Genomic DNA, 13362 nt, shown 5'->3' on the forward strand with positions numbered 1-13362 from the left:
GACGGTAAGGGCCGCGACGGCGGCCCCGCAGGCTCGTGCCTGCGAAGGCAAGCGGCCGGACGGCCGCGCCCGCCGTCCGAGGGCAAGCGCAAAGCCTGATGTGTCAGGCTTTGCGCTTGATTGTATAAGCGGGTCCATAAAGCGGTCGCGGAGTAGACGGGAAGACGCTTCCGGGCTAGAAGGCTGTCGGGTTTCGGCCCACGCCGTTCGACATCACGGAAGCGATCCCCAGTGACGACGATCCCAGTGACGACGACTCCGAAAAGCCTCCGCCTGCGCGGCGCGGCCCTGGCGGCCGCGCTGCTCTGCCTTCCGGTCCTGAGCCTGACCGGCCCGGCCGGCGCCGCTCCGGTGCCGGAGGAGATGGTCAGCCGCCCCGCCGCGAAGCTGCAGGGACTGGACAAGATCACCGCCCGCACCTCCACCTTCACCATCGCGGTCGGCGAGACCAAGGCGCTCGGCAGCCTGCGCATCACGCTGCGCGCCTGCAAGGAGAACCCGCCGATCGAGACGCCGGAAACCGCGGCCTTCCTCGAAGTGATCGAGAACAAGCCCGGCGAACAGGCCGAGCCGGTGTTCAGCGGCTGGATGTTCGCCTCCAGCCCCGCCCTGTCGGCGATGGAACACCCGATCTACGACGTCTGGGTGCTGTCCTGCGAGGGTGACTGAGGCCGTCCCAGCGCCCCGCCCTCAGCCCTCCGCGCCGAACAACGCCGTGATGGCCGCCTCCTGGTCGACGCCGCCGAAGTCCGTCGGCACCGCCAGGGCGGCTGCCAGCCGGTGGCGGTACTCGGCGCGCGGGATCTCCGTGGCGCCGAACTGGCTCAGATGCTCCGTCACGAATTGCGCGTCCAGCAGCGTGTAGCCCGCAGCCCGCAGCCGGGCGACCAGATGCACCAGCGCCACCTTGCTGGCGTCGGTGACGCGGCTGAACATGCTTTCCCCGAAAAAGGCGCCGCCCAGCGCCACACCATACAGGCCGCCGACGAGTTGACCGCCGCTCCAGCATTCCACGCTGTGGGCGCAGCCGCGCTCGTGCAGTTCGGTATAGAGCCGCAGGATATCGCCGTTGATCCAGGTCTTGGGGCGGTCCGGCGTCGGTTCCGCGCAGGCCTCGATCACCGCACGGAAGGCCGTGTCGAAGCGCAGTTCGAACGGGCCGCGCCGCACGGTCTTGCGCAGCTTGCGCGGGACGTGGAAGCCCTCCAGCGGCAGAACGCCACGCCGCTCCGGATCGAACCAGTACAGCTCCTCGGAGTCGGCGTTCTCCGCCATCGGAAAAATGCCGGCGGCGTAGGCGCGCAGAAGCAGCGATGCGGACAGTTCGATCATCGCGGACACTATAGCCGTTTGCCCCCTCACCCCCGCAACGTTATCTCAGCGCACCACTTCCGCGCGACAGGTGGCTCCCACCATGGTATGCAACGGAAAGAGGTGTTCATCGCAGGAGATCCAACATGAAGACGGCTCTGTCAGCCATCATCGTATCGATGGTTGCGTTTCTCTCGATGACCGGCGCGTCATGGGCGCAGCGCAAGGCAGAGCCCGGCACCTTCGATTACTATGTGCTCAGCCTGTCCTGGTCGCCCACCCACTGCGCCAAGAATCAGGGCGACGCCGATCCCGACCAGTGCGGGGTGGAGCGCAAGTTCGGCTTCATCGTCCACGGCCTGTGGCCGCAATACAGCAACGGCGGCTACCCGGCCACCTGCACCCGCGACCGCACGGTCCCCCGCGCCGTGGTGGACGCCACCATGCCGGTGATGCCCAGCGTCGGGCTGATCGTGCATCAATGGACGAAGCACGGCACCTGCAGCGGACTGCCCGTCACCGACTATTTCGCCCAGGTCCGCAAGGCCTTCGCCAAGGTGAAAATCCCTGAGGCGCTCCAGGCCCCGAAATCCGACCTGTCGATCCCGGCGACCCAGGTGGAACGCCTGTTCGTCCAGGCCAACCCTGGGCTGGAACCGGAGTCGGTGGCGCTGGTCTGTTCCAAGCGCGACGTGGCCGAGGTGCGGCTGTGCCTGAACAAGGACCTGTCCTTCATGCCCTGCGGCGCCAAGGTGGTCGACCGCTGCCGCCGCGATGCCCTGCTGACCGCGGCGCCGTGACGGGGTGTCGGATTCTCGCGGGCAACAGGTGCTTCACGGATTTCGCGGATTTAGGCACGGATTTCTTTGGGCTTGCTCAGCGCACGCTGATCGAACAGGCCTGCACTGGGCACGACTATAAAAATCGGTGAAATCCGTGCCAACGTCCGTGAAATCCGTGAAGACCCTGTTGTCATCCGAGAATCCCGCACCCGCAAAAACGAAAAGAGCCCTTCCTCCCCATCGGGAAGAAGGGCTCTTTTCATTGAACCGCTTGGCGGACTTTACTTCTTCATGCCCATCAGCTGTTCAAGCCAGTGGATGTCGTAGTTGCCGTCGATGAAGGCCTGCTGCGCGATGATGCGCTGGTGCAGGGGCAGCGTGGTGTCGACGCCGCCGATCACATACTCCTCGATCGTCCGGCGCAGCCGCATCAGGCACTCGTTGCGGGTGGTGCCGTGGACGACCAGCTTGGCGATCAGGCTGTCGTAGTGCGGCGGGATGCGGTAGCCGTCGTAGAGCGCCGAGTCGACGCGCACGCCCAGGCCGCCCGGGGCGTGGTAGCCCTCGATCTTTCCCGGCGACGGGATGAAGGTCTCCGGATGCTCCGCGTTCACGCGGCACTCGATCGAATGGCCCTGGAAACGGATGTCCGCCTGGCCGTAGCCGAGCGGGGCACCGGTCGCCACGCGGATCTGCTCGCGCACCAGATCGATGCCGGTGATCATCTCGGTGATCGTGTGCTCGACCTGCAGGCGGGTGTTCATCTCGATGAAGTAGAACTGCCCGTCTTCGAACAGGAACTCCATCGTGCCGACGCCGCGGTAGCCGATGGCCGCCGCCGTCTTGGCCGCCAGATCGCCGATGAACGCACGCTGCTCGGCGTTCAGGGCCGGCGACGGGGCCTCCTCGATGACCTTCTGGTGGCGGCGCTGCACGGAGCAGTCGCGCTCGCCGAAATGCACGCAGTTGCCGTGCTCGTCGCCGAGAAGCTGGATCTCGATGTGCCGGGGCTTGCCGAGATACTTCTCGATGTAGACCTCGTCGTTGCCGAAGGCGGCGCGCGCTTCGCCACGGGCGAGCTGGTAGGCTTCCTTGAGCTGGTCGGGGTTGCGGGCGACCTTCATGCCCTTGCCGCCGCCGCCCGCCGCCGCCTTGATGAGGATCGGATAGCCGGTCTCGCGGCCGATCTTCTCCGCCTCTTCCAGCGTCGGCACCGGGCCGTCGGAGCCGGGGACCACGGGCAGCCCCTGCTCCATCACCGTCTTCTTCGCGGTGACCTTGTCGCCCATGATGCGGATGTGCTCCGCGGTCGGGCCGATGAAGGTGAAGCCGTGCTCCTCCACCATCTCCGCGAACTGGGCGTTCTCCGACAGGAAGCCGATGCCGGGATGGATCGCGTCCGCCCCGGTGATCGACGCCGCCGACAGGATCGCCGGAATGTTCAGGTAGCTTTCGCGGGCCGACGCGGGGCCGATGCACACGCTCTCGTCCGCAAGGCGGACGTGCATGGCGTCGGCGTCGGCGGTGGAATGCACCGCCACGGTCTGGATTCCCATCTCACGGCAGGCGCGGTGGATGCGCAGAGCAATCTCACCGCGGTTCGCGATCAGGACCTTCTCGAACATCGCCAAGGGATGATCCCCGCTCACTCGATGATCATAAGGACTTCGCCGAACTCCACCGGCTGGCTGTCGGAGACCAGGACCTCGACAACCGTGCCGCCCCGCGGGGCCTTGATGGGGTTCATGACCTTCATCGCCTCGATGATGAGGACGGTCTGGCCGGCCTTCACCGTGTCGCCGACGCGCACGAAGGGCGTGCCGCCCGGCTCGGCCGCGGCGTAGGCCGTGCCGACCATCGGCGAGGTGACGGCGCCGGGATGGCTGACGGGCTTGCCCGCCGGGGCGGCCGGGGCCGTGGCGGGGGCGGGAGCGGCGACCGGAGCGTGCACGGCCACCGCTTGGGCGGCCGTCGGGCGGGTGACGCGGATCCGCTTCTCGCCCTCGGCAAACTCGATCTCGCTCAAGCCCGTCTCACGCAGGAGATCCGCGAGCTTGCGGACCAGATCGCCGTCGATGTCGAAGCTTGCCATGGTGTTCGTTTTTCCCGTGTTCCTTAGTCGCGCTCGAGGATATTCGCCATGGCGTCCAGCGCCAGCAGATACCCGTGAGGGCCGAAGCCGCAGATCATCCCCTTGGCCACCGCGGAAATGTGCGAATGGTGGCGGATGGCCTCACGCTTGTAGATGTTGGAGAGATGCACCTCGACGATCGGCAGCTCGGACAGGATCAGCGAGTCCATGATGGCGACGGAGGTGTGGCTGTAGGCGCCGGCGTTGATGACGATGCCGTCATGCTCCGTCCGCGCCTGCTGAATCCAGGAAACGAGTTCGCCCTCGTGGTTCGACTGCCGGAAGTCGATGGCCAGCCCGAGCTGTTCGGCGCGTTCCTGGCACGCACCTTCCAGGTCGTCGAGCGTCATGGAGCCATAAATGTGCGGTTCGCGCACGCCCAGCATGTTCAGGTTCGGTCCGTTCAGGACCAGAACGGAAGCGTCGATGGCCACGGGCCACGCCCCTTTTCCAAGATCGAGTCCGCGCGTTTATAGCACTTTGCGTCGCGCTGGCAATGCCGCATGGCGCAAACATTACGCCCATTCGGCGTGTTCTGCCTCCTTCGACGCCAAACGCCTCACGGCGCGGCGGACAGATGGCGGCGCAGGATCTCCTCGAAGGCGCCTCCGTCCTTCAGTTTCTTCAATCCGGCGTTGAAGGCGGCCAGGACCGCCGCCGCCTCCGGCAGCGAACGGGAGAGAATCAGGTGCTGCCCGGCGCGGGCGTAGGGCAAGGGGGCGACGCGGATCTCATCCCCGGCCATCGCCTTCGCCACCGCGCTCCGCCCGGTGAACTCGTCGATGACGAAGGCGTCCACACGGCCCGAGGCGACCATCCGAACGCAGGCCGGCAGGTCCGCCGGGCTTTCCCGCGTCAGCGCGCCCGCCGCGGCCAGTTCCGCCAGCTCCGGCGGCAGGGCGTAGCCGACCGGCGCGCAGACCGTGCGGCCCCGGAAATCCCCCGGCCCGCGAAAGTCCATGCCGCTGTGGGCGGACAGGTAGACGAGCTGCCGCACCTCCAGCAGCGGGTCGGAGAACAGCATCTCCATCTCGCGGTCCGGTGTGCGGACATAGGGGAAGGTGCCCAGGAATTTGCCCGCCAGCACGCCGTCGTAGCCGCGGCGCCAGGGCATGAAGCGCACGCCATACCGCAGCCCGACCTCGTCGAAGGCGCGGCGCACGATCTCGGTCAGCAGGCCGCCCTCGGGCAGGTCCTCACCGGTAAAGGGCGCGAAGTCGTTGCCGGTGACCAGATCCAGAGCCGACCCGAGGGGCGCCGAGTCGAGCGGCATGGCGCGGACGGGACCGAAGGCCGCCAGCAGCAGGAACATGGTTAGGAGACACCGCCGCACCGCCATCACCTGTCTCCTACCCCCTCCCCTGCGGACGCCCGTTCACTCCGCCGGGGCGCGGTTGCGCCGCCCGGCGGGGTCGGTGAACAGGTCGTTGATGCGCTGGACATGCTCCGCCACCGCCTCGCGGATGGAGAAGATGCGCTTCTCGGCGCCGCCGCTCCAGCCCACCGGCTTCTTGCGGAAGATCGAGCGGAAGAAGCGGGTGTTGCGCAGGAAGCCCTGCTGGAGGTTCAGGTCGACGTCGCCGTAGCGCTCCGGCAGGCTGCGGGCGACCCGGCGGGCCATGAAGGAGCGCAGCCAGAAATGGCCGGCGCCGAACAGGCCGCCCAGGACCACCAGCGCCGCCAGCACCCCGACCGGCAGGCCGCCGGCCCAGGCCGGCTGCGACTGGGTCAGCCAGGTGAGGAAGGCCGACACCGTGTCGCCGCCGGCGAGGCTGGCGATCCCGCCGAACAACAGGGCGAGCAGGGCCAGCCACACCGCGTCGCCGATCAGCACCAGCTTGCGCCAGCGCTTCATCGCCGCGGCGAGCTGCGGGACGATCTCGCCCTTCAGCTCCTTCACGAGGCTGTCGATCATGCCGACGATGCGGTAGGCGCGGGCGACCTCCACCTCGTTGATGCGCACCTGGAGTTCGGCGAGGTCGGAGTCGCGCCGCGCCTCGTAGCGGGCCCGCACCGCGTCGTCGGCGATGGCGACCGCCGACTTGCTGTCGTAGAGCGCGTAGAAGCGGCCCGACACCAGACCGGCCTGGGCGATGGCGCGCTGCCACGCGCCGAACACCGCTTCCAGATTGTCTTCCTTCGCCGTGGTGTCGATCTGGTTCAGGATGTAGCAGACCTTGCGCGCGTCGGCGCGGTCCACCGTCTTGGCCACCAGATGCTTCAGCGTGTCCTGCATCGCCCCCGGTTCCGGGTGGCGCCCGTCGAAGAAGACCAGCACGAGGTCGGACAGCTCGACGATGTGGTCGACCAGCCGCAGGACCGAGCGGCGCTGGTCGTCGGCGTCGAAGCCCGGCGAGTCGATGAAGATCTTGCCGCGCGCCCGGTCGCCGGACAGCGTCTTCAGTTGCAGGTAGTTGTCGATGCGCTTGCCCTCGCCCGCCGCGACCTTCTCGATCTCGTCGGCGATCCGGTAGAAGGGGAAGCGCGGGTCAGCGTTCAGCGCGGTGCCCGGCAGGGCCTCCCGCCGGGTTTCCGGCCCATGGCAGATCACCGTGAACTTGTCGTCCACCGCCTGGTTGCCGGTGTTCTGCAGCGGCGCGCCGAGATAGCCGTTGAGGAAGGTGGACTTGCCCGCTGAGAAGGTGCCCAGCACCGCGATCATCGGCCACCAGGGAATGCGCGTGGTCAGCGACTCGTGCGGCCCCAGCAGCCCCAGCCGGACCAGGACCCGGTCGAAATTGCGGAAGGTCGGGATGACCGGGAGAAGGTTCGGGTTTTCCGCGCGGAGATGCGCGTCCAGGGCGGCGAGGCGCTGCTGGAGGGCTTGCCTGGGGGTCATGGCCGGCCGGGTCCCGTCTGCTGTGAAATGGGGTGACGTGTCGTGTCGGGGGCATTCTCTAGCACGAGGCGCCGTTGCGATGGACAGCGAAATCGCCGTGACCGGAAACGCCGTGACGGCGCCGCCGCCTGTGACCTTCTTTGGTGGTATGGATCGGAAACGCCGTCTGAAACGTTGCTTTCGGCATGACTGCCGAAAACGACCCCGACACCGATTCCCTGCGCCTGACCGCGGAGGAACTTGCCTTCCTTCTCAGCGATCCGCAGAGCCGCGCGGACCGGGAGGAACGCAACGCCCGCGCCAACCGGAACCGCACCGAACGGCGGCGCAGCGATCCCGCCTATGCGGAGCGGCTGCGCAACGAGGACCGCTTGCGCCAGCGTCGGCACCGCGCCAAGGCGGCCATCGGCCGGCCCGAGCGGGACCCGGACCCGCCCGTTCCCCTGCCCGCCCTGTCGGCGGCGGACGCCCTGCACCGCCTGGAAGCCCATCTGGACGCCGTCGCCACCCCGCAGGCGGCCCAACTGCGCCGCCGTCCGGAAGCCTTGCGGCGCTACGCCGCGGCGTTCGAACTGTACCGCGCCCTGTCGGACCGCGGGGAGCGCCCGACGCGCGGCGCCCTCGCCGCCGCCTTCGCCACAAGGCTCGGCCTTACCCTCACCCCGTCGCAAATCCAGAAGCTGCGCGATCAGGTGGAAGGATTCGCCCGTCCGGGCGGGCCCTGGCACGCTGGCTGACCGGCAGGGCGGAAAGGCCGATACAGCGCGTCACGCAGACTGGCCGACGCGGCCTCTGTTCGGCTCGCAAACGGTCATTAACTCGTTATTAACCATGAATTAAGGAGCCGTTAAGGCTGCCCGGCGGCTCCGCCGCGCGTTGGAAACCACATCGATGCACTGCGTGACGGGCTGTATCGGGCTTGCCACCGCCCTACAGGTCGGTCGGGGCGTTCGGCACCGGGGGTTCGGGCCTCGGCGGTGCGGGTTCGGCCGGTGCCGGCTTGGGCAGCGCCGGATTGGCTGGTGCCGGACGGGAGCGGTCCAGCCGGCGGATGACGATGTCGCCCTCCGGCGTGACTTCGGGCGGAGCGAACATCGGCACCTGCCGCACCCACCCCTCAAGAGCCTTCATCAACAGTTCCACCCCCTGGCGGGCCTGCTCGCCCGGCGTGGACGGCGCGCCGGGAGGAGGCGGTGCGGCGCCGGGTGGGGGCGGCGTGTCGGCGGCCCCCACCGCCCCCGCCCACAGGGCGCCGGCAAGGACCAGGGGCACCATGATCTTCACGGAGTTGAGACGGCGCGCGGTCATGGGTTCGTCACTCCCGGTTGGTGTGATGGCCTTCCCTGACAAACGTCCGCGCCGCCCTTTCCATCGCACGCTTTTTTCAGCGCGACCCGGTCAGAACTCCTTCCAATCGTCCTCGTCGGCGGAGGCGCGCTGCAGGGTCGCCGCAGCCGCCTTGCTCGCCGTCGCCGGACGGGCCGGAGCCGCCGCCTTGCGGGCGACGGGCTTCGCGGGGGCCGGCTTGGTCGGGGCGATGCTGCGCCGCAGAGCCGGAGCCCCGCCGCCTTGATGACCGGCGGGAGCCGCCATGAACTCCGCGGCGTCCAGCTTGAAGAAGCTGACCAGCGACCGCAGGTCCGTCGCCTGGTTGGCGAGCGACTGCGCGGCGGCGGTGGTTTCCTCGACCAGCGCGGCGTTCTTCTGGGTCATCTCGTCCATCTGCGAGACGGTGGCGTTGATCTCGTCGAGCGCCGCCGCCTGCTCCGAGGAGGCGGAAGCCATCTCGGCGATCAGCCCGGCGACCTGCTGGACGCCCGACACGATGCCCTCCAGCGCGTCGCCGGCCTTCTTGACCAGTTCCACCCCGTCCTTCACCTGGCTGTCGCTGTCCAGGATCAGGCCCTTGATCTCCTTGGACGCCTGGGCGGAGCGCTGGGCGAGGTTGCGCACCTCCTGCGCCACCACGGCGAAGCCGCGGCCCGCGTCGCCGGCCCGCGCCGCCTCCACCGCCGCGTTCAGCGCCAGCAGGTTGGTCTGGAAGGCGATCTCGTCGATCACCCCGATGATGTCGGTGATCTTGCGGCTCGACGCCTCGATGCGCTTCATCGCGTCAATGGCGGAGTCCGCCACCGTCCCGCCGGACTCCGCGGCGGTGCGGGCGTCGGCGGCCATGCCGTTGGCGCGCTGGGCGTTGTCGGCGTTGGAACGCACCGTGGCACCCAGCTCCTCCATGCTCGCCGCCGTCTCCTCCAGCGAGGAGGCCTGCTGCTCCGTCCGCTCCGCGAGGTCGCTCGACCCCAGCGAGACCTCGGACGCGGCGCCGGAAATCGCGTCGGTGGCGCGCAGGATCTGGCCGACGATCTCCGACAGCTTGGCGGAGGTGGTGTTGACGTCGGTCTTCAGCGTCTGGAAGGCGCCCTGGTAGTCGCGCTCCACCCGCTTGTTGAGGTCGCCCTGGGCGAGCGCGCTGAGCACCGCGCCGAGGTCGGCGATGACCGCCTCCACCGTGTCGGTCAGCCGGTTGATGCCTTCCGACATCGTCCGATAGAAGCCGTCCTTGCCGGTCAGATCGAGTCGGCGCGACAGGTCGCCCTTCGACACGCCGTCGATCAGCGCGGCGATCTCCTCGCCGATCGCCGTCTCGCGGGCGCGCTGCGCCTCGTCGGCGCGGCGTTCGGCCTCCAGACGCTCGCGCTCGGCCTCGTCCATCGCCTTCTTCTGGATGGCGTTGTCCTTGAACACCTGAACCGCCTGCGCCATCCGCCCGATCTCGTCGCGGTTGGCCAGGGCCGGGATGGTCACCGTCAGGTCGCCCCCGGCGAGGTTGGTCATCGTCTCGGTCATCGACACGACCGGCTTCACGATGGACCGCGCCACCGCCCAGGCCAGCAGCAGGCCGAACAGGAAGGCGCCGACCGCAATCGTCACGTTGGCCGACAGGGTGCGGTCCATGCCGCCGGTGGTTTCGGCCAGCACGCCGTCACGATCCTTGCCCTCGATCGCGACGGTGCGGTCGGAGAGGTCGGCGAACTCGACGCCGCGGGCGCCCATCACGTCGACCAGCCGGGTGTTTTCCAGCATGACGGCGGCGGTTTCGCGGAACAGCGAGACGTAGCGGTCGGAGAGCTGGTCGGCGGCCAGCGCCGCGGCCCGGCGCGCCGGGTTGTTCAGCCGCTCGGTCGCCCGGCGGATGGCCTCGCCGAAAGCGTCGTCGCGGGCCGACACCTCGGCGATGATCGACTCGTTCGGGCTGGTGAAGAAGCGCGATGCGGCCAGCCGCGCCATCAACAGCTGCTCCTGCGCGAGGGCGGCGTTGGCCGCCGCCTCGTGCTCGCCGTCGGCGATCAGGGTAGAGACGAGCTGCGACACGGTCTCGCGCGCCTTCTCGCCCGCCGGGACGAGTTGCTCGGCGTAGAGGCGGTCGCGGCGCAGGCGAAGCTCCGCCAGCGTGTTGAAGTCGGTCACGTAGTTGGCGAAGACCTGATTCATCCGCTCCAGCAGGGCACGGCGCTCACCGGTCGTTCCATCCAGGGCGCCCCGCAAATCCTTCACGAGGGTCGCCTGGACGGCGCGCACCTGGTCCGCGACCTTCGGGTCGCCGAACGTGTTGAAGGTCAAGGCGAGGCGGCGCATCTGAGCGACCTGCGCGTCGATGGAGCTGACCTGGATCGAGTGGTTGCTCACCGCCGCGTAGGATTCGAAGCCGTCCCGCGCCACCCCCAGGCCCCGCACCCCGATGGCGACGACCACCGCCAGCAACAGCAGAACCACGAGGAAACCGAAGTAAATGCGGGTTCCGACCTTGAAGCGCCCCGCCAGACTGCTTGCCTGCATAGACCTGATCCTTTGATTGCGATCCGGCGGCGCAGGGGAGCGTCGCCACCGATCGTCGCCGCCAACCGGCCGCACCGTGCCGACCTGCCGGCCCTGCGCGGCCTGTGGCGCGAACTCCATTCCATGGGCCTATCCGAATTTGATTATCAAAGTGTTTCCACACCAACCTGCAGGCTCAGAATCCCCACAATTCGACAGGTCCGGCACGCGCGACGCTCCGTTTCCCTCCGCTTGCTTCCCCCCCCCACCGCCTTGCCGCCACGCAACCGGCACGCGCGACGCTGGCAAAACACCGCAATCAACGTTTTCAGCACCCCGGCACCGCAAGGGCACCAGAGAAGCGATACGCCATTATGCCCGTCAAAGTCATGGCATCGGCGCAGTAATTTCAGAGATTCCGCTTGCCTGCTGGAAAGTTATGTGTGAACAATCCCAACGACATTCTCAAATCCAACATATTTATTCGCAAGCATTGGAGTTCTCGGTCGATGAGCGAACCTGCGGTACGCAAAAGAGGGCGACGCGGATCGCCCGAATCCTGGTCGGTCGACGCTCATGTCGGTCAGCGCGTGCGCATGCGCCGCACCTTGCTGGGCATGAGCCAGGAGAAGCTGGGCGAGGCCATTGGCCTGACGTTTCAGCAGGTTCAGAAATACGAACGAGGCTCCAACCGTATTTCCGCTGGAACGCTTTATCGCCTGGGACAGGTACTTGACGTTCCCGTCAGTTTTTTCTTCGATTGCTACAACGATCCGCAGCGTCCCGTCGGAAAGGCGGCCGCAGCGTACAACACGCGGATCGAAGACAGTTCGATCAGCCGTCGCGAGGCGCGCCTGCTTCGCCTGTGGCGGGCGGCACCGGAGGGCGTGGGAGACGAGCTTCTGTCGCTCCTGAGTTCCCTGTCGCCCGACCTGCACGACGCACGGGATGACGAGGATGGTAGGCCGACGGAAACCGGGTCCCCCGCCGCCGCGCCGCCGAACGCCTTCCCGCGGGAGGGGATCGTCCTGACGGCCCCGCCATCGCCCAAGCCCGGCCCGGTGCCGCCGGTCGGCAAGGCGGCTCTGAAAGCCGTCGTCAAGCCCCGCATCAAGGCCGACACGGCGACCGGCGGCAAGCGGCGGCGTCACGGTGCCGTCTGGGACCCTGCGGACATTCAACGCGCAGGTAAGTCGCCCACCGGCAAACCCGGCAAGGCGCCCACCTGACGGCGGAACGACAACGGGGCGGCGCTGTCGGACGCCGCCCCGCCTACCGATGGGTTAAGAAAAGCCCTGGATCAGAAGCGCAGGATCGCTGCGGTCGAGGCCCCGGACGGCAATTCCCCCTTGGTCACCACATGCACCTCGCCGCCGCGCAGCAGCGTTTCCGTGGCGGCCTCCTCGACGAGGTCTATGGCGCCGTCCGTCTCGTGGTGCAACGGGAAGGCCCGGTGATAATCCTCCCGGAAGTGACCCCAAACCTTGTCGTTTTCAGCCACCAGAAGGACCCCGACCCGCCCTTCGCGGGCCGCCACCATCACGTCCTCGGCCCGCGTCGTCGTCCGCTCCGCCGTGCTGCGGTCGCCATAGAGGGCGTTGAACCGCTCCACCGCGGTCCGACGGGTCGATTCGAACATCGGCCGGACCAGCGCATAGGCGCGGCGATGCAGGTCTTCGATCCCCAGGGCATCGGGGTTCGTCACGACTCCCTCCTCCAACAAGCCTTGAAGATGGGTGTCCTTGCGCAGATGGCCCTGGATCTCCTCGTCGGCGATCAGGACGAGCGGACCGCGGAAAGGCTTCAAATGATCCCGCACGCTGGCGCCGACCCGCCCGAGATACTCGATGAGATGAGCCTTTCGCAGCTCCTCCGGGTCTTCGCCGAAGTTGTGCGTCTTGACCATCGACACACCACCCCGATCCGTGCGGTCGGCATGGCGGGCCGGCGGGGCGGAGTGCAGGCTGTTCTCGTAATTGGTTTCGGCATGGATTTCCGCGACGCCCTGCGGCAGGCCGGCATCCTCCTCCGCGATGCCGTGACGGGTCGCGCAGAACAGGCGGGCACGACCCGCCGTGACGGCCAGGATCATGAAGGCCCCGTCGTCCGCCAGCAGCGGCAGCAGCGGCCGCAGCGTGAAGCGGGAGTTGACGACCACCTCCTCCGGCAGTTCGACGGGCACGCGGTGGATGGCCGACACGCCCCGGGCCAGGAAAATCGCCAGACCACGGTCCATATGGCGCCAGAACTCGCTCTGTTCCAACAGGTCGGAGGCCGGTTTGAGGAACGCCTCGGCGTCTGGACGGCGCAGACCGTGCTTTTCGCACAGCTGGTCCTGTGCCTTGGAGAGCAGGTTTCGCAGCCGGATCACGTCTTGGCGGATGTCGCGCCCGGCGATGTGGGTGGGCAGGAAGATGGACACCGCCGGGGCGGCATCGACGGTCAGGAGTCGTTCCAGATCGTGTTTGCAGAACATCGCCTTC

The 13362-nt window shown here is 68.0% G+C and carries 12 protein-coding genes and 1 pseudogene; 4 read left to right on the top strand and 9 right to left on the bottom strand.

Annotated elements, in window-relative coordinates; translation table 11 throughout:
* Positions 1-231 precede the first annotated feature (231 nt).
* Complete coding sequence (locus tag GBZ26_RS07055; RefSeq protein ID WP_343207216.1) at positions 232-669, top strand: DUF2155 domain-containing protein; 438 nt, start codon at positions 232-234, stop codon at positions 667-669.
* 21 nt (positions 670-690) lie between these two features.
* Here the strand turns inward: GBZ26_RS07055 and aat are convergent, their stop codons facing one another.
* Positions 691-1332, bottom strand: coding sequence for a leucyl/phenylalanyl-tRNA--protein transferase (aat, locus tag GBZ26_RS07060; RefSeq protein ID WP_174438228.1), 642 nt, complete (start codon positions 1330-1332; stop codon positions 691-693).
* A gap of 125 nt (positions 1333-1457) precedes the next feature.
* Between aat and GBZ26_RS07065 the strand changes: the two genes are divergently transcribed.
* Positions 1458-2111, top strand: a complete 654-nt coding sequence (locus GBZ26_RS07065; RefSeq protein ID WP_174438229.1) for a ribonuclease T2 family protein — start codon at positions 1458-1460, stop codon at positions 2109-2111.
* Between the two features lie 263 nt (positions 2112-2374).
* Here the strand turns inward: GBZ26_RS07065 and accC are convergent, their stop codons facing one another.
* The 5 genes from accC to GBZ26_RS07090 form a co-directional block, all read right to left on the bottom strand.
* Positions 2375-3718: an acetyl-CoA carboxylase biotin carboxylase subunit gene (gene accC / locus GBZ26_RS07070; protein ID WP_174438230.1), complete on the bottom strand. Its 1344-nt coding sequence runs from the start codon at positions 3716-3718 to the stop codon at positions 2375-2377.
* Between the two features lie 20 nt (positions 3719-3738).
* Positions 3739-4185: an acetyl-CoA carboxylase biotin carboxyl carrier protein gene (gene accB / locus GBZ26_RS07075; RefSeq protein ID WP_174438231.1), complete on the bottom strand. Its 447-nt coding sequence runs from the start codon at positions 4183-4185 to the stop codon at positions 3739-3741.
* 23 nt (positions 4186-4208) lie between these two features.
* Positions 4209-4658 (bottom strand): type II 3-dehydroquinate dehydratase, encoded by a 450-nt coding sequence (gene aroQ, locus GBZ26_RS07080; protein WP_119509733.1) that lies wholly within the window; start codon positions 4656-4658, stop codon positions 4209-4211.
* 125 nt (positions 4659-4783) lie between these two features.
* The gene (locus GBZ26_RS07085) at positions 4784-5536 is read right to left on the bottom strand and encodes a substrate-binding periplasmic protein (protein WP_247884776.1); all 753 of its coding nucleotides are present in this window, start codon (positions 5534-5536) and stop codon (positions 4784-4786) included.
* 63 nt (positions 5537-5599) lie between these two features.
* Positions 5600-7063 (bottom strand): dynamin family protein, encoded by a 1464-nt coding sequence (locus GBZ26_RS07090; protein ID WP_137139075.1) that lies wholly within the window; start codon positions 7061-7063, stop codon positions 5600-5602.
* Positions 7064-7248: 185 nt separating this feature from the next.
* Between GBZ26_RS07090 and GBZ26_RS07095 the strand changes: the two genes are divergently transcribed.
* The gene (locus GBZ26_RS07095) at positions 7249-7800 is read left to right on the top strand and encodes a hypothetical protein (protein WP_174438233.1); all 552 of its coding nucleotides are present in this window, start codon (positions 7249-7251) and stop codon (positions 7798-7800) included.
* A gap of 193 nt (positions 7801-7993) precedes the next feature.
* Here the strand turns inward: GBZ26_RS07095 and GBZ26_RS07100 are convergent, their stop codons facing one another.
* Together GBZ26_RS07100 and GBZ26_RS07105 are read right to left on the bottom strand one after the other, a co-directional pair.
* Positions 7994-8371: a hypothetical protein gene (locus tag GBZ26_RS07100; RefSeq protein ID WP_174438234.1), complete on the bottom strand. Its 378-nt coding sequence runs from the start codon at positions 8369-8371 to the stop codon at positions 7994-7996.
* Positions 8372-8461: 90 nt separating this feature from the next.
* Positions 8462-10900 carry a methyl-accepting chemotaxis protein gene (locus GBZ26_RS07105; RefSeq protein ID WP_174438235.1) on the bottom strand — a complete coding sequence of 813 codons (2439 nt, stop codon included), beginning with the start codon at positions 10898-10900 and terminating at the stop codon, positions 8462-8464.
* A gap of 488 nt (positions 10901-11388) precedes the next feature.
* Between GBZ26_RS07105 and GBZ26_RS07110 the strand changes: the two are divergent.
* Positions 11389-11640 (top strand): annotated as a pseudogene (locus GBZ26_RS07110) (helix-turn-helix domain-containing protein); the annotation flags it as partial.
* 539 nt (positions 11641-12179) lie between these two features.
* Here the strand turns inward: GBZ26_RS07110 and GBZ26_RS07115 are convergent.
* Positions 12180-13355, bottom strand: a complete 1176-nt coding sequence (locus tag GBZ26_RS07115) for a baeRF3 domain-containing protein (RefSeq protein WP_174438236.1) — start codon at positions 13353-13355, stop codon at positions 12180-12182.
* Positions 13356-13362: the final 7 nt, after the last annotated feature.

Source organism: Azospirillum formosense (assembly GCF_013340925.1).
Lineage (GTDB): Bacteria > Pseudomonadota > Alphaproteobacteria > Azospirillales > Azospirillaceae > Azospirillum > Azospirillum formosense.

What these genes read in the sequence shown, in the direction of transcription:
- GBZ26_RS07090 (WP_137139075.1), bottom strand. Translation starts at nt 7,063, where the DNA reads ATGACCCCCAGGCAAGCCCTCCAGCAGCGCCTCGCCGCCCTGGACGCG.
- GBZ26_RS07095 (WP_174438233.1), top strand. Translation starts at nt 7,249, where the DNA reads ATGACTGCCGAAAACGACCCCGACACCGATTCCCTGCGCCTGACCGCG.
- accB (WP_174438231.1), bottom strand. Translation starts at nt 4,185, where the DNA reads ATGGCAAGCTTCGACATCGACGGCGATCTGGTCCGCAAGCTCGCGGAT.
- accC (WP_174438230.1), bottom strand. Translation starts at nt 3,718, where the DNA reads ATGTTCGAGAAGGTCCTGATCGCGAACCGCGGTGAGATTGCTCTGCGC.
- aat (WP_174438228.1), bottom strand. Translation starts at nt 1,332, where the DNA reads ATGATCGAACTGTCCGCATCGCTGCTTCTGCGCGCCTACGCCGCCGGC.
- GBZ26_RS07115 (WP_174438236.1), bottom strand. Translation starts at nt 13,355, where the DNA reads ATGTTCTGCAAACACGATCTGGAACGACTCCTGACCGTCGATGCCGCC.
- GBZ26_RS07085 (WP_247884776.1), bottom strand. Translation starts at nt 5,536, where the DNA reads ATGTTCCTGCTGCTGGCGGCCTTCGGTCCCGTCCGCGCCATGCCGCTC.
- GBZ26_RS07100 (WP_174438234.1), bottom strand. Translation starts at nt 8,371, where the DNA reads ATGACCGCGCGCCGTCTCAACTCCGTGAAGATCATGGTGCCCCTGGTC.
- GBZ26_RS07065 (WP_174438229.1), top strand. Translation starts at nt 1,458, where the DNA reads ATGAAGACGGCTCTGTCAGCCATCATCGTATCGATGGTTGCGTTTCTC.
- GBZ26_RS07105 (WP_174438235.1), bottom strand. Translation starts at nt 10,900, where the DNA reads ATGCAGGCAAGCAGTCTGGCGGGGCGCTTCAAGGTCGGAACCCGCATT.